The organism is Pseudomonas sp. MYb60 (genome assembly GCF_002979555.1).
Lineage (GTDB): Bacteria > Pseudomonadota > Gammaproteobacteria > Pseudomonadales > Pseudomonadaceae > Aquipseudomonas.
Genome location: NZ_PCOZ01000020.1, coordinates 25,752 through 49,733 on the forward strand (window position 1 = coordinate 25,752; position 23,982 = coordinate 49,733).

General features: G+C 61.0%; 21 protein-coding genes and 4 tRNA genes. 10 read left to right on the forward strand and 15 right to left on the reverse strand.

Annotation, left to right across the window (positions count from 1 at the left end; translation table 11 throughout):
* Positions 1-13 precede the first annotated feature (13 nt).
* Complete coding sequence (locus CQ041_RS22930) at positions 14-667, forward strand: HAD family phosphatase (RefSeq protein ID WP_105524615.1); 654 nt, start codon at positions 14-16, stop codon at positions 665-667.
* Between the two features lie 67 nt (positions 668-734).
* Here the strand turns inward: CQ041_RS22930 and CQ041_RS22935 are convergent, their stop codons facing one another.
* A complete protein-coding gene (locus CQ041_RS22935; RefSeq protein WP_105524617.1) occupies positions 735-1,697 on the reverse strand; it encodes a zinc-binding dehydrogenase in 963 nt (320 codons plus the stop codon).
* A gap of 138 nt (positions 1,698-1,835) precedes the next feature.
* On the opposite strand from CQ041_RS22935, the gene CQ041_RS22940 reads away from it, so the two are divergent.
* Both CQ041_RS22940 and CQ041_RS22945 read left to right on the forward strand, forming a co-directional pair.
* A complete protein-coding gene (locus CQ041_RS22940) occupies positions 1,836-3,917 on the forward strand; it encodes a carboxy terminal-processing peptidase (RefSeq protein WP_177429416.1) in 2,082 nt (693 codons plus the stop codon).
* Between the two features lie 118 nt (positions 3,918-4,035).
* Positions 4,036-5,805 carry a bifunctional diguanylate cyclase/phosphodiesterase gene (locus tag CQ041_RS22945; protein ID WP_105524674.1) on the forward strand — a complete coding sequence of 590 codons (1,770 nt, stop codon included), beginning with the start codon at positions 4,036-4,038 and terminating at the stop codon, positions 5,803-5,805.
* On the opposite strand, the gene CQ041_RS22950 is transcribed toward CQ041_RS22945, so the two are convergent.
* The 4 genes from CQ041_RS22950 to CQ041_RS22965 form a co-directional block, all read right to left on the reverse strand.
* Positions 5,802-6,173 carry a hypothetical protein gene (locus CQ041_RS22950; protein WP_105524621.1) on the reverse strand — a complete coding sequence of 124 codons (372 nt, stop codon included), beginning with the start codon at positions 6,171-6,173 and terminating at the stop codon, positions 5,802-5,804. The two genes, CQ041_RS22945 and CQ041_RS22950, sit on opposite strands and share 4 nt — an antisense overlap.
* The gene (locus CQ041_RS22955) at positions 6,170-6,508 is read right to left on the reverse strand and encodes a helix-turn-helix transcriptional regulator (RefSeq protein WP_105524622.1); all 339 of its coding nucleotides are present in this window, start codon (positions 6,506-6,508) and stop codon (positions 6,170-6,172) included. Before CQ041_RS22955 ends, CQ041_RS22950 begins: the two co-directional genes overlap by 4 nt.
* Before the next feature lie 93 nt (positions 6,509-6,601).
* Entirely contained in the window at positions 6,602-7,060 is a 459-nt protein-coding gene (locus CQ041_RS22960) for a YkvA family protein (protein WP_105524624.1), read from the reverse strand.
* A gap of 326 nt (positions 7,061-7,386) precedes the next feature.
* Positions 7,387-8,127, reverse strand: coding sequence for an FKBP-type peptidyl-prolyl cis-trans isomerase (locus CQ041_RS22965; RefSeq protein WP_105524626.1), 741 nt, complete (start codon positions 8,125-8,127; stop codon positions 7,387-7,389).
* 247 nt (positions 8,128-8,374) lie between these two features.
* On the opposite strand from CQ041_RS22965, the gene CQ041_RS22970 reads away from it, so the two are divergent.
* The gene (locus CQ041_RS22970; RefSeq protein WP_105524628.1) at positions 8,375-10,183 is read left to right on the forward strand and encodes a di-heme-cytochrome C peroxidase; all 1,809 of its coding nucleotides are present in this window, start codon (positions 8,375-8,377) and stop codon (positions 10,181-10,183) included.
* Complete coding sequence (locus tag CQ041_RS22975; RefSeq protein WP_105524630.1) at positions 10,180-11,346, forward strand: catalase family protein; 1,167 nt, start codon at positions 10,180-10,182, stop codon at positions 11,344-11,346. The genes CQ041_RS22970 and CQ041_RS22975 overlap by 4 nt, the downstream gene beginning before the upstream one ends.
* Positions 11,347-11,348: 2 nt before the next feature.
* Here CQ041_RS22975 and CQ041_RS22980 read toward each other — a convergent pair whose 3' ends face one another.
* Positions 11,349-12,236, reverse strand: coding sequence for a LysR family transcriptional regulator (locus CQ041_RS22980; protein ID WP_105524632.1), 888 nt, complete (start codon positions 12,234-12,236; stop codon positions 11,349-11,351).
* 106 nt (positions 12,237-12,342) lie between these two features.
* Between CQ041_RS22980 and CQ041_RS22985 the strand changes: the two genes are divergently transcribed.
* Positions 12,343-13,845: an MFS transporter gene (locus CQ041_RS22985; RefSeq protein ID WP_105524634.1), complete on the forward strand. Its 1,503-nt coding sequence runs from the start codon at positions 12,343-12,345 to the stop codon at positions 13,843-13,845.
* A gap of 127 nt (positions 13,846-13,972) precedes the next feature.
* Here the strand turns inward: CQ041_RS22985 and CQ041_RS22990 are convergent.
* The 4 genes from CQ041_RS22990 to CQ041_RS23005 form a co-directional block, all read right to left on the reverse strand.
* Positions 13,973-14,049 (reverse strand) — tRNA-Asp (locus CQ041_RS22990).
* A 19-nt stretch (positions 14,050-14,068) separates the two neighbouring features.
* A tRNA-Val gene (locus CQ041_RS22995) sits at positions 14,069-14,144 on the reverse strand.
* A gap of 176 nt (positions 14,145-14,320) precedes the next feature.
* Positions 14,321-14,397, reverse strand: a tRNA-Asp gene (locus CQ041_RS23000).
* A gap of 19 nt (positions 14,398-14,416) precedes the next feature.
* A tRNA-Val gene (locus CQ041_RS23005) sits at positions 14,417-14,492 on the reverse strand.
* A gap of 159 nt (positions 14,493-14,651) precedes the next feature.
* On the opposite strand from CQ041_RS23005, the gene rdgC reads away from it, so the two are divergent.
* From rdgC to sugE, 3 genes are all read left to right on the forward strand, one after another.
* Positions 14,652-15,572 carry a recombination-associated protein RdgC gene (rdgC, locus tag CQ041_RS23010; RefSeq protein WP_010211632.1) on the forward strand — a complete coding sequence of 307 codons (921 nt, stop codon included), beginning with the start codon at positions 14,652-14,654 and terminating at the stop codon, positions 15,570-15,572.
* Positions 15,573-15,665: 93 nt separating this feature from the next.
* Positions 15,666-16,631, forward strand: a complete 966-nt coding sequence (locus CQ041_RS23015) for a bile acid:sodium symporter family protein (RefSeq protein WP_105524636.1) — start codon at positions 15,666-15,668, stop codon at positions 16,629-16,631.
* 106 nt (positions 16,632-16,737) lie between these two features.
* Positions 16,738-17,052, forward strand: coding sequence for a quaternary ammonium compound efflux SMR transporter SugE (gene sugE, locus CQ041_RS23020; RefSeq protein WP_105524638.1), 315 nt, complete (start codon positions 16,738-16,740; stop codon positions 17,050-17,052).
* A 109-nt stretch (positions 17,053-17,161) separates the two neighbouring features.
* On the opposite strand, the gene CQ041_RS23025 is transcribed toward sugE, so the two are convergent.
* The 3 genes from CQ041_RS23025 to CQ041_RS23035 all read right to left on the reverse strand — a co-directional run bounded on the left by CQ041_RS23025 (position 17,162) and on the right by CQ041_RS23035 (position 21,516).
* Positions 17,162-19,030, reverse strand: a complete 1,869-nt coding sequence (locus tag CQ041_RS23025; RefSeq protein ID WP_105524640.1) for an MFS transporter — start codon at positions 19,028-19,030, stop codon at positions 17,162-17,164.
* Positions 19,031-19,089: 59 nt separating this feature from the next.
* A complete protein-coding gene (locus CQ041_RS23030; protein WP_105524642.1) occupies positions 19,090-20,238 on the reverse strand; it encodes a TDT family transporter in 1,149 nt (382 codons plus the stop codon).
* A 93-nt stretch (positions 20,239-20,331) separates the two neighbouring features.
* Positions 20,332-21,516, reverse strand: a complete 1,185-nt coding sequence (locus CQ041_RS23035; RefSeq protein ID WP_105524644.1) for an MFS transporter — start codon at positions 21,514-21,516, stop codon at positions 20,332-20,334.
* Positions 21,517-21,607: 91 nt separating this feature from the next.
* Here CQ041_RS23035 and CQ041_RS23040 point away from each other — a divergent pair, with 91 nt between their 5' ends.
* Entirely contained in the window at positions 21,608-22,144 is a 537-nt protein-coding gene (locus CQ041_RS23040) for a TetR/AcrR family transcriptional regulator (protein WP_105524646.1), read from the forward strand.
* 75 nt (positions 22,145-22,219) lie between these two features.
* Here the strand turns inward: CQ041_RS23040 and CQ041_RS23045 are convergent, their stop codons facing one another.
* A complete protein-coding gene (locus tag CQ041_RS23045; protein WP_105524648.1) occupies positions 22,220-22,999 on the reverse strand; it encodes an ABC transporter permease in 780 nt (259 codons plus the stop codon).
* Positions 22,996-23,928, reverse strand: coding sequence for an ABC transporter ATP-binding protein (locus CQ041_RS23050; protein ID WP_105524650.1), 933 nt, complete (start codon positions 23,926-23,928; stop codon positions 22,996-22,998). The genes CQ041_RS23045 and CQ041_RS23050 overlap by 4 nt, the downstream gene beginning before the upstream one ends.
* Positions 23,929-23,982 lie beyond the last annotated feature (54 nt).

Below are 23,982 nucleotides of genomic sequence, written 5' to 3' on the forward strand. Positions count from 1 at the left end.
GAGAGCACGACCGATGGCACTGGCAATTTTTGATCTGGACGACACCCTGATCCACGGCGACTGCGCCACCCTGTGGAGTGAGCAGATGGGCCGCCTGGGCTGGGTCGACCCCGCGTCGTTCATGCGCAGGAACCTCGAGCTGATGGACGCCTACAGCCAGGGCAAGCTGAAGATGGAAGACTTCATGGACTTCAGCCTGGAACCGATGATTGGCCGCACCCCGGAAGAAATCGAGCACCTTGTCGAGCCGTGGGTGGAGGACATCATCGAGCCGCTGATCTACAGCGACGCCACCAAGACCGTCGCCCGCCACCGGGCCAATGGCGACCGGATCCTGGTGATTTCCGCGTCCGGTGCTCATCTGGTCAAACCGATTGCGGCGCGAATCGGTATCGATGAAGTGCTAGGGATCGAACTTGAGGTCAGCCATGGCGTGTACAGCGGGCGTACGGTCGGTGTACTGACCTATCGCGAAGGCAAGATCACGCGGTTGCTGGAATGGTTGGAGCAGGAAGGCGAGACATTGGAGGGCGCGTATTTCTATTCGGATTCGCGCAATGATTTGCCGTTGCTGTTGAAGGTGGATCATCCGCAGGTGGTAAACCCGGATCCCGCACTGCGTGCCCATGCTGAACAAGCCGGCTGGCCGATTCACCATTGGACCTGATTCAACCTAGATCCAAATGTGGGAGGGGGCTTGCCCCCTCCCACCTTGACCCCATTCCAATTTGAGATCAGTTGAGGCTTTCGTCGATCACCAACACCAGCTTCCCGGAAACCTGATTGGTCGCCAGCTCGGCAAACGCCGACTCGGCATCCTTGATCGGGAAGGTCTTGGCCAGTTGCGGGCTCAGTCGCCCTTCAACAAACAACGGCCAAACGTGCTGGCTCAAATCGCTGAACAAGTCAGCCTTGAACTGATCACTGCGGCTGCGCAGGGTCGAGCCCAACAGCTGAATGCGCTTGCCAAGCACTTGCGCCAGATCCAGTTTTGCCTCCCGGCCACCCATCAAACCAATCAATACCCAACGACCATCCAACGCCAGCAGCTTGAGGTCCAGCGCCGCATAGTCGCCGCCGACCGGGTCGAGAATCACGTCGAAGGGCCCAAAGTCCCGCAACGCCTCAATGCCGTCGGTACGAACCACGCCGCCCTGGGCTCCCAGCGCCTCACAGTAGGCCAAGCGCTCAGGCGAGCCGACGCTGACCCAGCACGGGCTACCAAACGCCTTGCACAGCTGGATGGCTGCCGAGCCCACACCACTGGCGCCGGCGTGCAACAAGACTTTTTCACCGGGCTTGAGCCCGGCCAACTGGAACAGGTTTAGCCACGCCGTGGCATACACTTCAGGCAATGCCGCCGCCTCGATCAGCGACAGCCCTTCCGGCACCGGCAGCACATGGCGCGCATCCACCACCACTTCTTCGGCCATGCCGCCGCCGGCCAGCAGCGCGCAGACGCGGTCACCGACCTGCCAGGACGAGCCCGCGCCGACTTCGCTGATCACCCCGGAACACTCCAGGCCCAGCACCGCGCTGGCACCCGGTGGTGGCGGGTAAAGCCCAGCACGCTGCAATAAATCGGCGCGATTCAGGCCTGAAGCCGCCACGCGAATGCGAACTTGGCCTACATCGCATGTAGGACTGGGTTCTTCCAACCACTCCACGTGACCGTCAACGCCTTGCAATGCTTTCACAGTGCCTCCATAGTGAGTCTGGACTGAGCCCGTAGCAGTAGCGCCGGGCTTTTTGCATTATGCGACCGGACCATATGGAACCGGCTCCCTCAAAGACGGCCTAATATGCGTTATCAATTGCCCCCGCGTCGAATCAGCATGAAGCATTTGTTCCCCAGTACCGCCCTCGCACTTTTCATTGGTCTCGGCTTCGCGTCGATGTCGACCAATACGTTCGCAGCCAACAGCTGGGACAACCTTCAGCCGGATCGCGACGAGGTGATTGCCAGCCTCAACGTCGTCGAGCTGCTCAAGCGCCATCACTACAGCAAGCCGCCGCTGGACGACGCGCGCTCGGTGATCATCTACGACAGCTACCTCAAGCTGCTGGACCCGTCGCGCAGCTACTTCCTGGCCAGCGATATCGCTGAGTTCGACAAGTGGAAAACCCAGTTCGACGACCTCCTCAAGAGCGGCGACCTGCAGCCCGGCTTCACCATCTACAAGCGCTACCTGGACCGCGTCAAGGCACGCCTGGACTTTGCCCTGGCCGAGCTGAACAAAGGCACGGACAAGCTCGATTTCACCCAGAAGGAAACCCTCCTGGTGGATCGCAAGGACGCGCCGTGGCTCAAGAGCACTGCCGAACTGGATGACCTGTGGCGCAAACGCGTCAAGGATGAAGTGCTGCGGCTGAAGATCGCCGGCAAAGAACCCAAGGCCATCCAGGAACTGTTGACCAAGCGCTACAAGAATCAGCTGGCGCGTCTGGACCAGACCCGTGCGGAAGATATCTTCCAGGCCTACATCAACACCTTCGCGATGTCCTACGACCCGCACACCAATTATCTGTCGCCAGATAACGCGGAAAATTTTGATATCAACATGAGTCTGTCGCTGGAAGGCATCGGTGCCGTCCTGCAAAGCGACAATGACCAGGTCAAGATTGTACGCCTGGTACCCGCAGGTCCTGCCGACAAGACCAAGCAGGTCGCCCCGGCAGACAAGATCATCGGTGTGGCCCAGGCCGACAAAGAGATGGTCGACGTGGTCGGCTGGCGCCTGGACGAAGTGGTCAAGCTGATCCGTGGGCCAAAAGGCAGTGTGGTGCGCCTGGAAGTGATTCCGCACACCAACGCACCGAATGACCAGACCAGCAAGATCGTGTCCATCACCCGTGAAGCGGTGAAGCTCGAAGACCAGGCCGTGCAGAAGAAAGTCCTCAACCTCAAGCAGGATGGCAAGGACTACAAGCTGGGCGTGATCGAGATTCCGGCGTTCTACTTGGACTTCAAGGCCTTCCGTGCCGGTGATCCGGACTACAAGTCCACGACCCGCGACGTGAAGAAAATCCTCACCGAGCTGCAAAAGGAAAAAGTCGACGGCGTGGTCATCGACCTGCGCAACAACGGCGGCGGTTCCCTGCAGGAAGCGACCGAGCTGACCAGCCTGTTTATCGACAAGGGCCCGACCGTGTTGGTACGCAATGCTGACGGCCGTGTCGACGTGCTGGAAGACGAGAACCCGGGCGCCTTCTACAAAGGCCCGATGGCGTTGCTGGTCAACCGCCTCTCGGCCTCGGCTTCGGAGATTTTCGCCGGCGCCATGCAGGACTACCACCGCGCGCTGATCATCGGCGGCCAGACCTTCGGCAAAGGCACCGTGCAGACCATCCAGCCGCTGAACCATGGCGAGCTGAAACTGACCCTGGCCAAGTTCTACCGGGTTTCCGGGCAGAGCACCCAGCATCAGGGCGTGCTGCCGGACATTGATTTCCCGTCGATCATCGACACCAAGGAAATCGGCGAAAGCGCCCTGCCGGAAGCCATGCCGTGGGACACCATCCGCCCTGCGATCAAACCCGCGTCGGACCCGTTCAAACCGTTCCTGGCCCAGCTCAAGGCTGACCACGACACCCGCTCCGCCAAGGATGCCGAGTTCGTGTTCATCCGCGACAAGCTGGCCCTGGCCAAGAAGCTGATGGAAGAAAAAACCGTCAGCCTCAACGAAGTGGACCGTCGCGCGCAGCACACCGACATCGAGAACAAGCAACTTGCCCTGGAAAACATCCGCCGCAAGGCCAAGGGTGAAGATCCACTCAAGGAGCTGAAGAAAGAAGATGAAGATGCGCTGCCAACCGAGGCAGAGAAAACCAAGCCGGAAGACGACGCCTACCTGGCCGAGACGGGCCGGATCCTGCTGGACTACCTGAAGATCACCAAGCAGGTGGCCAAGCAGTAAATGATGGCAAATTAATGTGATCGCTCCTCGGAGTGTCATCATATAGACATCATTCTGTCGTGAAATGAAGGACCGCTGGATTCAAGCCAGCGGTCCTTTTTTTTCGATCGAGATCGCCATGACCATGACCGAACAGCTGAATGCACTGGGCTCAATCCTGGCTCAAGGCAATTTGCACAGCCTGTTCCAACCGATCATCAGCCTCTCCGAGCGGCGCATCCTCGGCTATGAGGCGTTGAGTCGCGGCCCGTCCAACAGCCCGCTGCACTCTCCCATCTCCCTGTTCGCCGTGGCCGGCCAGGCCGGGCGCCTGAGCGAACTCGAGATGGCCTGCCGCGAAAGCGCATGCCGGCGCTTCAGCGAACAGAAGCTGCCCGGCATGCTGTTCCTCAACGTTTCGCCGGAGTCCTTGATGGACACCGCGCACCAGCCAGGCCGCACCCTGCAATTGCTGCATGACTACGGCATTCCGCCGAGCCAGGTGGTGATCGAACTCACCGAGCAAACCCCTACCGACGATTTCGATCTGCTGCAAACCGCGCTGCACCACTACCGCGACATGGGCTTTTCGATTGCCCTGGATGACCTCGGCGCCGGGTATTCCAGCCTGCGTTTGTGGTCGGAGCTGCGCCCGGACTACGTGAAGATCGACCGGCACTTTATCGATGGCATTCACCAGGATGCGCTCAAGCGCGAATTTGTCGGTTCGATCCTGCAAATCGCCAAAGCCTCACGCGCCCAGGTCATCGCCGAGGGCATCGAATTGCCCGAGGAGTTGGCGGTGTTGACGGAGATGGGCGTGGACCTGGTCCAGGGCTACCTGCTTTGTCGTCCGCAGGAACAACCGCCGCAGGAAGCACGACTGATGCTGCCCAAGCTCGACAGCGCCAGTGTCGCCCTGAACGAAGAAGGCAGCGACCTCAGCGCGCTGCTCAACGAACAACCGGCGATGGACCAGGACACCGCCACCGCCAAGGTGCTGGAAGCCTTCCGGCGCCAGGCCAACCTCAACTCGCTGGCGGTCCTGGATGGGCGTGGCCAACCGGTCGGCATCGTGCACCGGCATTCGCTGTCGGACGCGCTGCTCAAACCCTTTGCCACCGACCTGTTTGCGCGCAAGCCCATCAGCCGCCTGATGAGCACCGACTTTCTCGCGGTGGAGCTGAGCCAGTCGCTGCAACAGGTGAGTCGCCTGCTCACCAGCCGCGCGCGGCAACGCATCGAAGAAGACTTCATCATCACCCTGAACGGCGATTACCTGGGCTTGGGACGGGTGATCGATGTGCTCAAGTTGATCACCGAGCTGAAAATCCAGCAGGCACGGTATGCCAACCCCTTGACGCTGCTGCCCGGCAACGTGCCGATCCAGCAATGCCTGACGCGGTTGTTGCAGCAGCAGCGCGAATCGGTGATCTGCTACGTGGATATCGACAGCTTCAAGCCGTTCAACGATATCTACGGCTACGGGCGCGGGGATGAGGTGTTGCTGTGCCTGGCGCAGTGCCTGAACGACCGGGTCGACCCCAGCCGCGACTTTGTCGGGCATATCGGCGGCGATGACTTTTTGCTGGTGCTGGGCCCGCAGGAGTGGCGCAAGCGCCTCAATCAACTGCTGGATGACTTCCACACCCAATGCCGACGCTTCTACCGCGCCGAACACCTTGAGGCCGGCTGCTTTGTCGCGTTGAACCGCCAGGGTGTACGCCAGGAATTTGCGCTGCTGTCGCTGTCCATTGGCGTGGTGCATTTATATCCACAGGCCTGTGGACAACTCGATGCCAGCCAATTGGCGGAACTGGCCTCGCAGGCCAAGCACCATGCCAAGAACGTGGCCGGCTACAGCATCCATGTGATCGACAGCATGGACACACAGCCCGAGGCGATTTAAGCCTCGGCAGACTCCGGGTACTCGTACTCGAACACCCGCACCACTTCCGACGCGTGCCACGACGCGGCGGCCACGCCGTCGGAAGGTCCACTGAAGCGGCCCAGGCGCTCGGCGCATTCAAAGAAGCCGGTGCGCGGCAAACGGCTGGCTCCCTGGCTGATCACCAACGAGCTGCGCAATGGCTGCTCGGCCTTGGCGTCCATCGCAGCGAGGTGTTCCAGGGCGGCAGCCAGGGTTTGCATGGCGGGTGTGGGGAACTGCAGACGCTCCAGCAACGCGCGGTACGTCAGCAGGTGGCGCTGGCGACGGGCCTGATCCAGCTCGTTGAGCAACCCATCCCAGTGTTGACGGCTGATACGTAGGCTCAAGATTCATCCCTCCAACCTGCAACGCCCAATTCCCAAGCCAGGCTGCGACGGATCGCGGCATCCGGTTGGCGTTCACCACTTTCAATCAAATTCAGGTACGAAGGGCTGATGCCCACGGTACGGGCCAGGGCCTCGATAGCCAGGCCCTTGGCTTCGCGCAAGCCACGCAGGTCTGCAAGCGGACGCAGGTCCTGGACAGGTGCGGCTTGGGCAGAGGGTGCAGGGGGTGATGAAGGTTGTTGCTGACCGGCAGCTTTTAGCAGCGCCTGGTACTGATCCCATGGCAACACCGCGTATTCGGGTGCGCCATCGCGTGAAATTATCTGAATATCCATGACTGCCCCGTAGGATAACTGCACTTACTGAGTAAGCTCTTTCCTTAGGAGTGTAATCCTAACAGCCTTAAAGGTCGCAGGGGGATGTCCACGTCATGGGTTTTTTTGCGGATTTTCCTTGGCCAGCAAGGCCGGCGTCGCAGGCAGCCGCTCTACCACGGCAAGCTTCTCCGGACGTTGCGCCTCACGCCAGGCGCGAAAAGCGCTCAGCTCGCCGTCCAGGGTTTTCATGACCCATGCCAGCACAGCGATATCGTCGAGCATGCCAAACATAGGGATAAAGTCAGGGATTGCATCGATGGGGCTCAGGAAGTACATCAACCCCGCCACTACCGAGATCAATGCCTTGGGGCTGATCGCGCGGTACTCACCGCGCCAGTACGCCAGGCACAGGGCCTGGAGCAATTTGAAGTCATCCTTGAGTTTACCCAGGCGATTACCTTGGCTGGAGCCCTTGGCTGCGACCGCGAACAGCAGCGTCGGCAAACGTCCACGCCCCAGAAGGCGTGCGGCCATGGGCAGGAAACGGGTGAAATTGAAGGGTGGTTTCATTTGTCACTCCAGTTCCAGGCGACATAAAAGGTTATCCACACAAATTGTGGATAACCTTGTGAACAGAGCCTATTTTCCGCGCTGAAAGCCACGTATTACAAGGCTTGCAGTCAGATCGGGCGTTTTTTGCGCACTGAAAAAAAACCCAAGATTTCATTGACTTGGCGTTGATGTGCGGCTACCCGTACTCGAGTCTTATATCAGACTGTTGCCTGCTGCAGACGTTCGGTCGGATCTGTTCAGGCCAGCTCCCGCACTCAAAAATGTGCAAACCCCGGAAACAACAACGCCCCGTCGAAACGGGGCGCTGTGTGTTCAGGCGTTGCTTACTTCTTGGCAGCCGGTGCTTCAGGCGCCTCAGGGGCTTCAGCCTTGGCTGGGTCCTTGATGGCCAGCAGCTCGAGGTCGAAAACCAGCACGGAGTTGGCTGGAATCGCCGGGCTCGGGCTCTGTGCGCCGTAGGCCAGGTCCGAAGGAATGTACAGCTCGACCTTCTCGCCCACGTGCATCAGTTGCAGGCCTTCGACCCAACCCGGGATCACGCCGCTGACCGGCAGGTCAATCGGGCTGCCGCGATCCACGGAGCTGTCAAAGGTGGTGCCGTTGGTGAGTTTGCCGGTGTAGTGCACAGTCACCACGTCAGTCGGCTTGGGCTGGGCGCCGTCGGCTTTCTTGGTGATCTTGTACTGCAGACCGGAAGCGGTGGTAACGACGCCGTCTTTCTTGGCGTTGTCTTCGAGGAATTTCTTGCCGGCCGTTGCCGACTCTTCGCTCATCTTGGTCATGCGTTCTTCAGCACGCTTCTGCAGTGCGGCAAACGCCTCGACCAGTTCGTCGTCCTTGAGCTTCTGCTCTTTCTTGCCGACGGCATCTTCGATGCCCTGGGCGACTGCCTTGGAATCCAGGTCATCCATGCCTTCCTGGGCAAGGCTTTTGCCCATGTTCAGGCCAATGCCGTAGGAAGCTTTCTGCGCCGGGGTTTTCAGCTCTACGCTGGTCTGCGAATCACAACCCGCAAGTACCAGGCTAACCAGGGCCACCGCCGCCGCCAACCGATGCTGTTTCATGCTATTTCCTTGTTCATGCGCCAATAGGGCATTCGAATAAAGTCGCGAGCTTATCAGGCGGCCACGACCAATGGCTACCGGCATGTGAGCAGGAAACTTCCGATAAGTTCACGTGTTTAAAAGCATTTTCATTCTTCACGAAGGCCCACGACGGAGGATGGAACGACCTCACTCGAGCCTCATGGCCACTTGCCGCACCTGTGGCGTGGTGGCATAACAGCGCTACGACTAGACAAGGATAGTTATCTTGCGCATTTTTTCCCGTGTGTTACTCCTGATACTGCTCGCATTGGGCCTGATCCTGGCGGTGGTGCTCTACTACACCGTTAACCCCAGGCTCCCGGATCATGTGCCTGTGCAGCAGGTGCACTACCAAGACCAATGGAGCGCCGCCGACCGCCAGACCTACTACTTCACGCCCCAGGGCACCCAGGTAAAAGGCCTGCACTACGATTGGTTCACCGCCCTGGAGCTGCCGTTCTTCGAGCAGCGTTTTGCCACGCCGGAATACCTCGCGCGCTTTGGTTTCCTGGTCGATCCCAAACAGGTGCCCAGCGCGCAAAACCCCGGCAACCTGCCGGTGGGTTTCGCCCGTCACCAGAACGCCGGTGACAACGCCGAGTACCTGGACATCACCTGCGCCGCCTGCCACACCGGCGAGCTGCATTTCAAAGGCCAGGCCCTGCGCATCGACGGCGGTTCGGCTCAGCACGTGCTGCCCTCGAGTGTGCCCACCCTGCGCGGCGGCAGCTTCGGCCAGGCCCTGGTCGCCAGCCTCGCCGCCACCTACTACAACCCGTGGAAATTCGAACGCTTCGCCCACAAGGTGCTGGGCGACCGTTACGAGTCCGAGCACAGCCAACTGCGCCAGGATTTCAAGCAATCGTTGAACCGGTTCCTCAAGGTCGCCTGGAACGACACCCACCGCGGTCTCTACCCTACCGAAGAGGGCCCGGGCCGCACCGACGCCTTCGGCCGCATCGCCAACGCCAGCTTCGGCGACGCGATTTCCCCGGAAAACTACCGCGTTGCCAACGCCCCCGTGGACTACCCGCAACTGTGGGATATGTGGACCTTCGACTGGGTGCAATGGAACGGTTCGGCCCAACAGCCGATGGCGCGCAACATCGGCGAAGCCCTCGGTGTCGGGGCCACGCTGTCCTTCTTCGACAGCGCCGGCCAACCGCTGCAGGGCGATGCACGCTACCCCTCCAGCGTGCGGGTGCGCGACCTCAACCTGATCGAAGAAACCCTGCAACGCCTCAAGCCCCCGACCTGGCCCGAAGACCTGTTCGGCCCAGTGGACAAAGTCCTCGCCGCCCAGGGCCGCGCATTGTTCAGCGAGAACTGCGCCGGCTGCCATGTGCCAAGCGTCTCCCAGGAGAATGGGCGCCCGGTAAACCCTCTCAAGATGCTGCCGGTGGATTACATCGGCACCGACCCCGGTACGGCCAACAACATTGCTGACCAGCGCTATGACCTCAGCGCCTTGCAATGGGACCTGGCCGAATTGGCCCAGCTCAACGTGCAGTTGCACCCCACCCCCGCCGAGCCCCTGGACCTGAAAAAAATCTCGGTGGCCAAGGGCCTGGCCTACGTCACCGCGTTCGTCGAAGAGCACGCCTACCGCGCTGCCGGCGTCACCCCGGCCGAACGCCCGCGCCTGGACGGTTTTGGCCTGCCCATCGGCGTGCGCGAGTTGCGCGCCTACAAGGCCCGCCCGCTGGCCGGCGTGTGGGCCACGCCGCCGTTCCTGCACAACGGCTCGGTGCCGACGATCTACCAACTGCTCTCGCCCCAGGACGAGCGCAGTACCACCTTCTATAAAGGCACGTTCAATTACGACCCGCGTCACCTCGGGTATGAAACGGGCGCGTTCAAGAATGCCTTCCTGTTCGATACCACCATCACCGGCAACCACAACAGCGGCCACGAATTCCGTGCCGGCAAGCAGGGCAATGGCGTAATCGGCCGTGGCTTGCTGCCCCAGGAGCGCTGGGCATTGCTGGAATACCTCAAAGTGCTGGGCGGCCCGCTGGAGCAACAATTGCCATGATGATTCGATCCCCTTACGACCGACCTTCCCTCCTCTCCCGCCTGTGGCTGCGAATCGGAGCGTTCCTCGGCAAAACCCTGCTGTGGCTGGTCGGTCTCGGCCTGCTCGGCTGGCTGATCGCAACGGCCTGGTTCGCCTGGCACCACAGCGGCCCGGTGTCCCCGCAAGAGCAGATTCCTGCGGGTGAAGCGGCCATGACCCAGGGCATCATCCAGACAGCGGTGCGCATCGTCGACCAACACCGCGAAGGCACCCGCTACCTGCGCGATGCCCATGCCAAGGCCCACGGCTGCGTGAAGGCCGAAGTCAGCGTGCTGGCGGACCTCGACCCGGCGTTGCGCCAGGGCGTGTTTGCCGAGCCGGGCAAGACCTGGCAGGCCGTGATGCGCCTGTCCAACGGCAATGCGTATCCGCAGTTCGACAGCATCCGCGACGCCCGGGGCATGGCGATCAAGTTGCTGGATGTGCCAGGCAAGCAACTGTTGGCCGACCAGCAGGCACGCAGAGAACAGGACTTTGTGATGTTCAGCCACCCGAACTTTTTTGTCAGCGATGTGGCGGAATACGCGCAGAACATCGGCGCCCAGGCGGATGGCAAGAAAGTGCTGGCGTTCTTCCCCAAGGTGGACCCGCGCAGCTGGCAGATACGCCACCTGTTTATCGCCCTGGCGACCCTGGCACCGGCACCCGCCAGCCCGACGCAGACGACGTATTTTTCCGTATCGCCCTACAAGTTTGGTGCGGCCAACGCCAAGTTCCGCGTCGCGCCGGACCCGCAGAGCTGCCCGGAATACACCCTGCCCAAACAGAATCAGGACCTGCCCAACTTTCTGCGCAGCGCCTTGAACCAACAGCTGTCCACCGACCGCGTGCCGGCGTGTTTCGTGTTGCAGATCCAGCGGCAGAACCCGCAGAAGTTCATGCCGATCGAAGACACCAGCATCGGATGGAAGGAAAGCGATGCGCCTTTCGAAAGCGTGGCGAAGGTACGCATCCCTGCGCAGGATTTCGACACGCCTGAACAGAATCTGGCCTGCGACAACCAGTCGTTCAACCCCTGGTTCGGCGTGGCGGAACACCGCCCCATCGGCGGCATCAACCGCTTGCGCAAGGCGGTGTACGAAGCGGTCAGCGACTACCGCCACAGCCGAAACGCGCCGTAGGGTCAGGTAAACAGATGCTCGGCAATGAAGTCCACGAACACGCGGATTTTCGGCGACAAGTGCCGGCTCGATGGCCACAACGCCCAGAACTGGCCCTGGTCGCTGCAGTGCTCGTCGAGCACCGTTTCCAGGCGCCCTTGGGCCACCGCTTCGCGGGCGAGAAAGTCCGGGACAAAAGCGATGCCATGCCCGTCGATGGCGGCGGTAAGCATGGCCTCCATATTGTTCAGCGTCATTGCGGTAGGCAGGCGTAGCTGGGTAAACGCCGGGTTGGCGGCCAACGTCCAGTCCATGATCTTGCCGGTGGTCGCAAAGCGGTAACGCAGGCATTGGTGTTGCTCCAGGTCCAGCACCGCCAGCGGCCGCCCGTGACGCTGAAAATACGCTGGCGCGGCGCACAGCAAAAACCTGAACGGGCCCAACCGGCGCGACATCAATTTCGAGTCGGCCAGGCCGCCACTGCGAATCGCCACGTCGATGCCCTCTTCGATCACATCCACCAGCAGGTCGTTGAAATCCAGTTCCAGTTCGATCTCCGGGTAGGCGCTGCGGAACGCCAGCATATGCGGCATAAGGAAGCGATAACCGATGGTGGGCAGGCTCACTCTCAACTTGCCACGGGGCGCCTGGGCCACATGCGACAGCATGGCCCGTGCGTCATGCAGGTCATCGAGGATTTTGCGGCAGCGTTCGTAAAACAACTGGCCCTCGGCCGTCAGGCTGACCCTGCGCGTACTGCGATGCAGCAAGCGCACATTCAGCGACGCTTCCAGCTTGGCAACATTCTTGCCCACCGCCGACGCGGAAATGCCCAAGCCGCGCGCCGCCGTGACAAAACTCAGGGCTTCTGCCGTTTTCACGAAGGCGATGACACCGCTTAGATTGTCCATTAGAGCCCTTTTGTCCGTTATCACTGGAAGCAAAGCCTGTTTATCTACGATTGCATCCTGCATAGATTAAACGGCGCACCCACACGACAAGCAAGGACTCCCCGCGATGAACACACACCGCTACACCATTCTCGCCGCCATTTGCCTGGCCGCTCTGGCACTGCCCATGAGTTTCACCGGTGGGGCCGTGGCTACGCCGTTCATTGGCCGGGCATTTGACGCGTCGCCGACCGAGTTGGCCTGGATCACCAATGCCTTCCTGCTCAGCTTCGGCAGCCTGCTGATGGCGGCCGGCACCCTGGCTGATCGCTATGGGCGCAAGCGTTTGTTCATCGGCGGCATGGGCCTGTTTGCGCTGGTCTCCCTGCTGTTGGCAGTGGCGCCGGATGTGCTGTGGCTGGACTTGCTGCGCGGCGCCCAGGGCGTAGCCGCCGCCGCTGCGCTGGCCGGTGGCAGCGCGGCGCTGGCCCAGGAATTCGAAGGCCACGCCCGCACACGGGCGTTCAGTGTGTTGGGCACCACCTTTGGCGTGGGCCTGGCGTTCGGGCCGTTGTTGGCGGGGGCATTGATCGAGTGGCTGGGTTGGCGCGGGATCTTTCTGTTCACCGCCGCGCTGGCGCTGCTGTCCCTGATCTTCGCCGCGCCGACCCTGCGTGAAAGCCGCAATCCCGATGCCCAGCGCCTGGACGTCCTGGGTGCAGTGACGTTTTCCGGCCTGTTGATCGCCTTCACCAGCGCGGTGATCCTGGCGCCGCAACAGGGCTGGAACTCGACGCTGATTCACACGCTGTTCGGCATGGCTGCCGTGCTTGCAGGCGTGTTCATCTACGTGGAAACCCACACCCAACAGCCGATGCTGGAGCTGCGCCTGTTTCGTTTCGCGCGTTTCGTGGGCGTGCAGATCCTGCCGATTGGCACCTGCTACTGCTTCATCGTGCTGGTGGTGTTGCTGCCGATCCGCTTTATCGGCGTGGAAGGCGATAGTGCGTTCCAGGCAGGGCTCAAGATGCTGGCCTTGTCCGCGCCGATGCTGGTGGTGCCGATGCTGGCCGCGTCGCTAACCCGCTGGGTGTCCGCAGGCCGGTTGTGCGCCCTGGGCTTCTTGATTGCGGCGGCGGGCCTGTATGGGCTCAGCACGCTGGACGCCAATGCCCATGGGCCGATCATCGCCGCCCTGCTGGTGCTCGGGCTGGGCACGGCGGTGCCGTGGGGCTTGATGGATGGCCTGTCGATCAGCGTGGTGCCTCGTGAGCGGGCCGGCATGGCGGCGGGAATTTTCAACACCACCCGCGTGGCCAGCGAAGGCGTGGCGCTGGCGATCACCCTCGCGGTGCTGGGTGCATTGGTCGCCCACCACCTGAGCGTCACCAGCAGCCTCGCGCTGGCCCCCGCCGACCTGTCGCGTATCGCCCAACACCTGGTCATGGGCGACCTGCCGTTCGCCGGCCATATCCCCTTGGCTGAACTGCGCAGCGCTTACCTTGCAGGCTTCAATACCCTGCTGCAGCTACTCGCATTGTTCACACTGGTGACGGCGTTGATCGTGTACCTGTTCCTCGGGCGCGAGGTCAACGCGCCCGCGGTACCCGAAGAGTGCGTCACCTCCTGAAGAGGATAAACAGCAGGTGCACAACGGCGAGGCGTTCGACGGGTAAATCGCAGCCATAAAAAAAGCCCGCTCAATTGAGCGGGCTTCTTGTGGCGACCTGGCGTTCAGTGTTCCAGGTTGCCGAATATGGCGCAGCGGACGGGACTCGAACCCGCGACCCCCGGCGTGACAGGCCGGTATTCTAACCGACTGAACTACCGCTGCGCGTAACACTTGAAGCGAATGGTGGGTGATGACGGGATCGAACCGCCGACCCTCTGCTTGTAAGGCAGATGCTCTCCCAGCTGAGCTAATCACCCTTCGTTTCGGTGTGGGCGCATCATACACCAAAAAATCGTAATGTCTTGATTTAAATGCAATTTATTTAAAAAAAGTTTGAATCGCGATTTCTTGCCATATTTCGGACAAAGAAAAGCCCGCGATTAAGCGGGCTTTCTGTGGTGACCTGGCGTTCAGTGTTCCAGGTTACCGAATATGGCGCAGCGGACGGGACTCGAACCCGCGACCCCCGGCGTGACAGGCCGGTATTCTAACCGACTGAACTACCGCTGCGCGTAACACATGAGGCGAATGGTGGGTGATGACGGGATCGAACCGCCGACCCTCTGCTTGTAAGGCAGATGCTCTCCCAGCTGAGCTAATCACCCTTCGTCTCGGTGTGGCGCGCATTCTACGGAGCGACCCAAGGTCTGGCAAGCACTTTCTTAAATCTTTTTTTTGAGCCCTTCCAATGGCTTAGGCAGGGTTGGCCTCAGGCGCTATCAAGAGAATAATGCCCCCCTTTGTATAAAGGAGAGACTCCCCCCATGTGGTTCAAGAACCTGCTTATCTATCGCCTGACCCAAGATCTGCCTGTTGATGCCGAGGCGTTGGAAGCGGCCATGGCCACCAAACTGGCGCGCCCTTGCGCCAGCCAGGAGTTGACCACTTACGGTTTCGTCGCCCCTTTCGGTAAAGGTGAAGACGCTCCCCTGGTCCACGTCAGCGGTGACTTCCTGTTGATCGCTGCACGCAAGGAAGAACGCATCCTGCCGGGCAGCGTGGTGCGTGATGCACTTAAGGAGAAAGTCGAAGAGATCGAGGCCGAGCAAATGCGCAAGGTCTACAAGAAAGAACGCGACCAGATCAAGGATGAGATCATCCAGGCCTTCCTGCCGCGCGCCTTTATCCGTCGTTCGTCGACCTTCGCCGCCATCGCGCCGAAACAGGGCCTGATCCTGGTGAACTCGGCCAGCCCGAAACGCGCCGAAGATTTGCTCTCCACCCTGCGTGAAGTAATCGGCACCCTGCCCGTTCGCCCGCTGACCGTGAAAACCGCGCCAACCGCGATCATGACCGACTGGGTCACCACCCAGAAACCGGCCGATGACTTCTTCGTCCTCGACGAATGCGAACTGCGCGACACCCACGAAGACGGCGGCATCGTGCGTTGCAAGCGTCAGGACCTGACCGGCGAAGAGATCCAGCTGCACCTCACCACCGGCAAGGTCGTGACCCAACTGTCCCTGGCCTGGCAGGACAAGTTGTCCTTCATGCTCGACGACAAGATGACCGTCAAGCGCCTGAAGTTCGAAGACCTGCTGCAAGACCAGGCCGAACAGGACGGCGGCGACGAAGCGTTGGGCCAACTGGATGCGAGCTTCACATTGATGATGCTGACGTTTGGCGACTTTATCCCGGCGCTGGTTGAAGCACTGGGCGGTGAAGAGACCCCGCAAGGTATTTAAGCCATGTGAAGATCAAAATGTGGGAGGGGGCAAGCCCCCCTCCCACACTTGATTGTATTGCCACTTCGAAAGCCTAATAACAAGGACACCCCCATGCGAGCTCTCGCCGCCCTCAGCCGCTTCGTCGGCAATACCTTCGCCTACTGGGTGCTGATTTTCGCGGTCCTCGCGTTCCTCGAACCTGGCTGGTTCATCGGTCTGAAAAGCGCCATCGTGCCGCTGCTGGGCCTGGTGATGTTCGGCATGGGGCTGACCCTCAAGATGGATGACTTCGCCGAAGTCGCCCGCCATCCGTGGCGTGTGGCACTGGGCGTGGTCGCGCACTTCGTGATCATGCCAGGCGTGGCCTGGTTGCTGTGCCAGGCGTTTCACCTGCCGCCGGAAATTGCCGTCGGCGTGATCCTGGTCGGTTGCTGCCCAAGCGGCACCTCGTCCAACGTCATGACCTGGCTGGCCCGTGGCGACCTGGCGCTGTCGGTAGCCATCGCTGCGGTCACCACCCTCCTCGCCCCGCTGCTCACGCCGGCGCTGATCTGGCTGCTGGCCTCGGCCTGGTTGCCGGTGTCGTTCATGGAGCTGTTCTGGTCGATCCTGCAAGTGGTGCTGCTGCCCATCGTGCTGGGCGTGCTGGCGCAACGGGTGCTGGGCGACAAGGTTCGGCATGCGGTGGATGTGCTGCCGCTGGTGTCGGTGGTCAGCATCGTGATCATCGTCGCGGCAGTGGTTGCCGCCAGCCAGGCGAAGATTGCCGAGTCGGGCCTGTTGATCATGGCCGTGGTAATGCTGCACAACAGCTTTGGCTACCTGCTGGGCTATTTCACCGGCCGCGTGTTCAAGCTGCCGCTGGCGCAGCGCAAGTCGCTGGCGCTGGAAGTGGGCATGCAGAACTCCGGGCTCGGGGCTGCACTGGCCAGCGCGCACTTCTCGCCACTGGCGGCGGTGCCGAGTGCGCTGTTCAGCGTCTGGCACAATATTTCGGGGGCCTTGCTGTCGACTTACTTCCGCCGCATGAGCGAAAAAGACGACCTGCGCGCCGCTCAGGACGCCACGCAACCTTGATCGCCTGAGGCATTTTCGGCACTCTACGGAGCATCACGGGGACGACCCCGTGACGCACTCAAGCGTTTAATCCGGGGACGACCCCACCTCGAAAAGGAAGGTCAGCATGTCCTGGATCATTCTGTTTTTTGCCGGATTGTTTGAGGTCGGCTGGGCCGTCGGCCTGAAGTACACCGACGGTTTCAGCAAGCCACTGCCCACCGCCCTGACGATTGTCGCCATGGCCATCAGCCTGGGTCTGCTGGGGCTGGCCGTGAAGGAACTGCCGCTGGGCACCGCCTACGCCGTCTGGACCGGAGTGGGCGCCGTGGGTACGGTGATTGCCGGGATTATCCTGTTCGGCGAATCCATGGCGCTGTTTCGCTTGGCGAGTGTGGCGTTGATCATCTGCGGGCTGATTGGCCTCAAGATCAGCACCTGAGCCACTATCCTCATCGGGGGCAAGCCCCCTCCCACCTTTGATTTGTGAACACAGTCAAAATGTGGGAGGGGGTTTGCCCCGGATGAGGCCGGTACAGCCAGAACCAAAACTATCTGACACTCCCCCGCAACCCGCCTACCACTTCCTGCAACCTCGCAGGCGTCGGCTCCTCCACCGACTCCCCCGCCACCAGCACCACCCGCGACCAGATGCGATGAAAGAACCCCTTGTTCGGATCGCGACTGAAGAAGCTCCCCCACAACCCCTGCAACGCCATCGGAATCACCGGCACTGGCGTTTCCTCCAGAATCCGCGTCACGCCACCCCGAAAGTCGTTCATCTCTCCATCGGCGGTCAATTTGCCTTCCGGGAAGATGCACACCAACTCGCCTTCCTTCAGGTAATGCGCAATGCGCGTGAAGGCCTGTTCGTAGATCTGAATGTCTTCATTTCGCCCGGCGATCGGAATCGCACCGGCGGTGCGGAAGATGAAGTTCAGCACCGGCAGACGGTAGATCTTGTAGTACATGACAAAGCGAATCGGCCGACGAACCGCTCCGCCAATCAACAGCGCATCGACAAATGACACGTGGTTGCACACCAGCAGCGCCGCGCCTTCGTCCGGAATCGCCTCGAGGTTGCGATGTTCCACGCGGTACATGGAATGGCTGAGCAGCCAGATCATGAAGCGCATGGTGAACTCAGGAACGATTTTGAAGATGTAGGTGTTCACCGCAATATTGAGCAGCGACACCACCAGGAACAGTTCGGGGATCGACAGCTTGGCCACGCTGAGCAGCAGGATCGATACGATGGCCGAGACCACCATGAACAACGCATTGAGAATATTGTTGGCGGCAATCACCCGTGCACGTTCGTTCTCGGCGGTGCGCGACTGAATCAGCGCATACAGCGGCACGATATAAAAGCCGCCGAACACGCCCAGGCCGAGGATGTCCAGCAACACCCACCACGCCTGGCCATAGCCGAGCACCGCGAGCCAATCGTTGGCCTGCACGTTCTGCGGGAAACCGCCGGAATGCCACCACAGCAGCAGGCCGAACACCGTCAGCCCGAACGAGCCAAACGGTACCAGGCCGATCTCAACCTTACGCCCCGAGAGCTTTTCGCAGAGCATCGAGCCCAGGGCGATGCCCACCGAGAACACCGTGAGGATCAGCGTCACCACGGTTTCGTCGCCGTACAACCATTCCTTGGCGTAGGCCGGGATCTGCGTCAGGTAGATCGCTCCGACAAACCAGAACCACGAGTTGCCGACGATGGAGCGCGACACGGCCGGCGTCTGCCCCAGGCCCAGGCGCAGCGTGGCCCAGGACTCGCTGAAGATGTTCCAGTTCAGGCGCAACGCCGGGGTGGACGCCGCCGCACGCGGGATGCTGCGGCTGGCCAGGTAACCCAGCACCGCCACGCCGACAATCGCCACCGCAACCACCGGTGCGTAATGGGTGGACGACATCATGATCCCGGCGCCGATGGTGCCGGCCAGGATCGCCAGGAACGTGCCCATTTCCACCAGGCCGTTGCCGCCCACCAGCTCATCATCGCGCAGCGCCTGGGGCATGATCGAATACTTCACCGGGCCGAACAGCGCCGAATGGGTGCCCATGGCAAACAGCGCCAGCAGCATCATTTCCAGGTGGTTGGTCAGGAAGCCTGTTGCGCCCACGGCCATGATCACGATCTCGCCGATCTTGATCGCACGGATCAACGCGTCCTTGTTGAATTTCTCGCCAAACTGCCCGGCCAGCGCCGAAAACAGGAAGAACGGCAAGATGAACAGCAATGCACACAGGTTGACCCAGATGGAGCGATCACCCTCGATACTGAGCTTGTAGAGAATGGCGAGGATCAGCGATTGCTTGAAGATGTTGTCGTTGAACGCACCCAGCAGTTGGGTAATGAAAAACGGCAGGAAACGCCGTGTGCGCAGCAAGGTGAATTGCGAGGGGTGGCTCATCGTCCGTGTTCCTGCGTGGCCTGTTATAGGTGTCAGGCCACGACTTTACCTAATCCCGCTTACTTATTCCCTAGTCCTGCAATACAGGGAGAAACAAAAAGCTCACCTTTATAAGCGCCCTGCACCGTGCGCTTGGCAACGATCAGCCACATCAGCGCCAACGCCACCACCAGCACGCAACCGAACACCTTGAAGAAACCCAGGTGCAACAGGCTTCCCAGCTTTAAGGTCGCCAGGGCGTACACCCCCAGTGGAAAGGTAAAGCCCCACCAGCCGAGGTTGAACGGGATACCGGCGCGCAGGTAACGCAGGGTGATCAGCACCGCGATCAGCATCCACCACAAACCGAAGCCCCAGAGAGTGATCCCCGCGACCAGGCCGATACCGTTGGCCATCTCACCGACACCGGGCAGGCCATTGGCGGCGAAGATTGCCGGCGCGTCCGCCCCCAACAGCAACATGCCGAGTGCGCCGGTGCCGATGGGCCCAAGGGCCAGCCAGCTCGACGCCGCCATATTGGCGTGGGGCAGCTTATGCAGGGCCATGCGCAACATCAGGATGGTCAGGATGCTGAACGCCACCGGCAGGGAAAATGCCCACAGCACATAGCTGGTCACCAGCATCACCAGTTGCGAGTGGGCGTCTGCCAGATGCGGCGCCAACAACCCACCACTGGCCGCGGCGACTTCGGCGGCAACGACGGGCAACAGCCACACGGCGGTCATCTGGTCGATGCTGTGTTCCTGGCGAGTGAACATCATGAACGGGATCAACACGCCACAGGCCAGGGCCATCGCCACGTCCAGCCACCAGAGTGCCTGGGCCAAGGCGATCACTTCGTTGCCCCAGCGCGGCAGGCCGAACAGCAGCAAGCCGTTGAGAATGGTCGCGAGCCCCATGGGGATGGTGCCGAAGAACATTGAAACCGTGGAATGCCCGAAGATCCGCCGCGCTTCGTCAAAGAACATCACCCAACGCGCCGCGTACAGCACGCTGAACAACACAAACAGGCCGATGGTGACCCACCACAGCCCTTCGCCAACGGCGTGCAGGCCGGGCAGATCGAGCGGCAGTTGGGCCAACGCCAGCGCCAGCACCCCGGTGCCCATGGTGGCGGCGAACCAGTTGGGGGTGAACTGGCGAATCACTTCCCGTGGACGGGCCAGGTGACTGAAGGGTTTGTAACTGATGGTATGCAAGCAGGTCATGATGGTTATCCTCTTCCTCGCATGAGGTTGAAACCATCATAGAACCTGATCGAATATCTATATAACGGGTAATTTCTCTAACTGTTATCTGTTTTACCTATATGCACGCCGTGCGGAGTCTTGCCAGATCAAGCCGGCCAATGCGCCGAGGGACAGCAGGATCAATACTGCGCCATAGCCGTCGGTGGTGGCGATCAGGCCGAAGCTGCGGATCAGATTGCCCGCCAGCAACGACGGCAGGCAGAACGCCAGGTAGCTCAACACATAGAACGCCGACATCAACCCGGCACGCTCATGGGGCAACGCCAGGGGCACTACGCTGCGCAACGCGCCGAGAAACCCCGCGCCAAAACCGCTGCCGGCGATCAAGGTGGCGATAAAGAACAGCGGCAGACTGGCGCTGTGCACCGCGGTGAGGATCAGCGCCACACCGATGGCCAACAGGCTCGCGCCCAGCCGCAAGACTTTATCCGCCGCACGATGACGCAGGCTGAAGATCATCAGCGCCCCGCTCAGGGTCAACACCGCCACCAGCGCACCGCCGATCAGGTTCGAGGTAGAGCCGGTGGCCGCGCGCACCAATGAAGGTGCGAGGGACAGGTAGAAACCGCCCATCGCCCACACGGCGATATCCACCGGCAACGACACCCACAACGCCCTGCGCGCCTGGGGCGGCACATGCAAGGTCGGGCGCAGCGACGCCAACGCGCCGGGGATGCGGCTGACGGTTTCCGGCAGGCGCCACACGTACGCGGCCTGTAACAGCATCAGCACAAACAACGTCCAGTAGATCAACTGCGTCGGCCGTGGCGCGAATTCCACCAGCAAACTGCTGCCCATTGCACCGCAGGCCATGCCGAGCAACGGCGCCAGGCTGTTGACCAGCGGGCCGTGCTGGCGATCGGTGTCGAGCAGCGCCGCACCGAGCACCGCAGTGGCCATGCCGGTCGCAAACCCCTGCAGGGTGCGCGCGGCGATCAACCAGGCCACGCTGCCTTCATTGATAAACAGCACCATCGCCAACATATCCAGGACCAGCGCGGCGAAAATCACCGGCTTGCGCCCCAGATGGTCGGACAGCGAACCTACCGTCAACAGCGCTGCAAGCAGGCTGATGGCGTAGACGCCAAAGATCAGCGTGAGCATGCCAGCGGAAAAATGCAGGCCTTCTTGATACAGGTGATACAACGGCGTCGGCGCGCTGGAAGCGGCGAGGAAGGTCAACAAGGTGAGCGCCAGGAACACCAGGCTGGAACGTTGGGAAGTGTTGCTGGACATGGGCACGCTCCGCTAAAGCTAATATTTTGCTTTTGTGCAGTGTGCTACCGGCTTGCGCTTAAAGCAAATTCTTTGTGTTAAGGTCGCGGACATGGCGATAAAAGAAGGCCTCCGCCCGGGGGGCCGCAGTGCCCGGGTACAAGAATCCGTCCATTCGGCGGTGCGCGATTTACTGGAAGCCCATGAGCGCTCCAGCGTCACCGTGCCGATGATCGCCGCACGGGCGGGCGTCACGCCGTCCACCATCTACCGGCGCTGGGGCGACCTTTCCGCCCTGCTCGCCGACGTGGCCCTGGCGCGCATGCGCCCAGACAGCGAGCCCGCCGATACCGGCAGCCTGCGCGGCGACCTGCAAGCCTGGGCCGAGCAGTACCTGGATGAGATGAGTTCCGAGCCGGGCCGCAACATGATGCGCGACGTGCAATGCAGCCAGACACCGGGGTATTGCGTGGCGTTGATTGGGGGGCAGTTGCAGACGATTGTTGAGCGCTACCCCGACGACACGCCGCCCAGTGTGGACCGGCTGATAAACCTGTTGGCAGCGCCGACAGTGTTCAGGATTTTGTTTGCAAGTGAGCCCTTACAGCTTGAAGCGCTTCACGATCTGATCGAATTGGCCTTGAAGTAATAAAGCCTTGCATAAAACCAAATGTGGGAGGGGGCAAGCCCCCTCCCACATTTATACCTGCATGCATTCAGTACGTTACGTACGCATCCCGCGCCCACTCACCAGCAACCGCGCGCAGCCGATGTACAGCACCACGGTCGCTACGATCATGAACGTGATCGCCACGCTGATCTTGATATCCGACACCCCGAGGATGCCGTAGCGGAACGCGTTGACCATGTGCAGCACCGGGTTGGCCAGGGACACGGTCTGCCAGAACGGCGGCAGCAAGGTGATGGAGTAGAACACCCCGCCCAGGTAGGTCAACGGCGTCAGCACAAACGTCGGGATGATCGAAATATCATCGAAGTTGCGCGCAAACACGGCGTTGATAAAACCGAGCAGCGAGAAGATCGTCGCCGTCAGCACCACCACCAGGACGGTGACGCCCAAGTGATGCACTTGCAGGTGCGTGAAGAACAGCGACAGCAGGGTCACGATCACCCCCACCATCAACCCGCGCAGCACGCCGCCCAGGGTGTAACCGATCAGGATGGTGTGCGGTGACACCGGCGACACCATCAACTCTTCGATGGAGCGCTGGAACTTGCTGCCGAAGAAACTCGACACCACGTTGCCGTAGGAGTTGGTGATCACCGACATCATGATCAGCCCCGGCACGATGTACTCCATGTAGGTGAAGCCACCCATGTCGCCGATCTGCCGACCGATCAGGTTACCGAAGATCACGAAGTACAAGACCATGGTGATCGCCGGCGGCAGCAGGGTCTGCGGCCAGATGCGGGTAAAGCGCTTCACTTCGCGGTAGACGATGGTCTGCAGTGCGACGAGGTTGGGTTGCAGTTCGGAACTCATAACGCCACCTTGGCCAGGTTTTTCTCCACCAGGGACACGAACAACTCCTCCAGGCGATTGGTTTTATTGCGCAGGCTCAGCACGTCGATGTTCTGGGTCGCCAGCTGCGTGAACAACGCGGTGATACCCATGGCTTTGTCCACCTGCACTTCCAGGGTGTGGCTGTCCACCAGGCGGCTGGGGTAGCCGAGCAGTTGCGGCGGTGCCGACAGGTTGTTCTTCAGGTCGAGCAGGAACGTTTCCACGTGCAGTTGGCCCAGCAGATTACGCATGCTGGTGTTCTCGACGATGGTGCCGTGGTCGATGATGCCGATGTTGCGGCACAGCTGCTCAGCCTCTTCCAGGTAATGGGTGGTGAGGATGATGGTGATGCCCTTCTCGTTCAGCTCGGTGAGGAAGGTCCACATCGAACGGCGCAGCTCGATGTCCACGCCGGCGGTGGGTTCATCGAGGATCAGCAGGCGCGGTTCGTGCACCAGCGCGCGGGCAATCATCAAGCGACGCTTCATGCCGCCGGACAACGAACGTGACGGCACGTCGCGCTTGTCCCACAGGCCCAGTTGGGTCAGGTACTGCTCGGCGCGTTCCTTGGCGATCTTCGCCGGAATGCCGTAGTAACCGGCCTGGGTCACGACGATGTCGAAGGTCTTTTCGAACTGGTTGAAGTTGAATTCCTGGGGCACCACGCCGATGGAACGCTTGAGCGCCGCCGGGGATTTGTCCAGGTCATGCCCGAAGATATTCACGGTGCCGCTGGTCTTGTTGACCAGGGTCGAGAGGATACCGATGGTGGTGGATTTGCCGGCCCCGTTGGGGCCGAGCAAGGCGAAGAAATCACCTTCGGCAACGTCCAGATCGATACCACTCAGGGCCTGGAAACCGTTGCCGTAGGTTTTGGTTAGCTGCCGGATGGACAGAGCGGAACTCATATCGGAATACGCACCAAAGAAGGGAACAGAAAGAATAGATGAGGGCACACCGTG

Excerpts from the sequence above, each read along its gene's own strand:
- CQ041_RS22930 (WP_105524615.1), top strand. The coding sequence starts at position 14 with ATGGCACTGGCAATTTTTGATCTGGACGACACCCTGATCCACGGCGAC.
- CQ041_RS22940 (WP_177429416.1), top strand. The coding sequence starts at position 1,836 with ATGAAGCATTTGTTCCCCAGTACCGCCCTCGCACTTTTCATTGGTCTC.
- CQ041_RS22945 (WP_105524674.1), top strand. The coding sequence starts at position 4,036 with ATGACCATGACCGAACAGCTGAATGCACTGGGCTCAATCCTGGCTCAA.
- CQ041_RS22955 (WP_105524622.1), bottom strand. The coding sequence starts at position 6,508 with ATGGATATTCAGATAATTTCACGCGATGGCGCACCCGAATACGCGGTG.
- CQ041_RS22960 (WP_105524624.1), bottom strand. The coding sequence starts at position 7,060 with ATGAAACCACCCTTCAATTTCACCCGTTTCCTGCCCATGGCCGCACGC.
- CQ041_RS22965 (WP_105524626.1), bottom strand. The coding sequence starts at position 8,127 with ATGAAACAGCATCGGTTGGCGGCGGCGGTGGCCCTGGTTAGCCTGGTA.
- CQ041_RS22975 (WP_105524630.1), top strand. The coding sequence starts at position 10,180 with ATGATGATTCGATCCCCTTACGACCGACCTTCCCTCCTCTCCCGCCTG.
- CQ041_RS22980 (WP_105524632.1), bottom strand. The coding sequence starts at position 12,236 with ATGGACAATCTAAGCGGTGTCATCGCCTTCGTGAAAACGGCAGAAGCC.
- CQ041_RS22985 (WP_105524634.1), top strand. The coding sequence starts at position 12,343 with ATGAACACACACCGCTACACCATTCTCGCCGCCATTTGCCTGGCCGCT.
- rdgC (WP_010211632.1), top strand. The coding sequence starts at position 14,652 with ATGTGGTTCAAGAACCTGCTTATCTATCGCCTGACCCAAGATCTGCCT.
- CQ041_RS23015 (WP_105524636.1), top strand. The coding sequence starts at position 15,666 with ATGCGAGCTCTCGCCGCCCTCAGCCGCTTCGTCGGCAATACCTTCGCC.
- sugE (WP_105524638.1), top strand. The coding sequence starts at position 16,738 with ATGTCCTGGATCATTCTGTTTTTTGCCGGATTGTTTGAGGTCGGCTGG.
- CQ041_RS23025 (WP_105524640.1), bottom strand. The coding sequence starts at position 19,030 with ATGAGCCACCCCTCGCAATTCACCTTGCTGCGCACACGGCGTTTCCTG.
- CQ041_RS23030 (WP_105524642.1), bottom strand. The coding sequence starts at position 20,238 with ATGACCTGCTTGCATACCATCAGTTACAAACCCTTCAGTCACCTGGCC.
- CQ041_RS23035 (WP_105524644.1), bottom strand. The coding sequence starts at position 21,516 with ATGTCCAGCAACACTTCCCAACGTTCCAGCCTGGTGTTCCTGGCGCTC.
- CQ041_RS23040 (WP_105524646.1), top strand. The coding sequence starts at position 21,608 with ATGGCGATAAAAGAAGGCCTCCGCCCGGGGGGCCGCAGTGCCCGGGTA.
- CQ041_RS23045 (WP_105524648.1), bottom strand. The coding sequence starts at position 22,999 with ATGAGTTCCGAACTGCAACCCAACCTCGTCGCACTGCAGACCATCGTC.
- CQ041_RS23050 (WP_105524650.1), bottom strand. The coding sequence starts at position 23,928 with ATGAGTTCCGCTCTGTCCATCCGGCAGCTAACCAAAACCTACGGCAAC.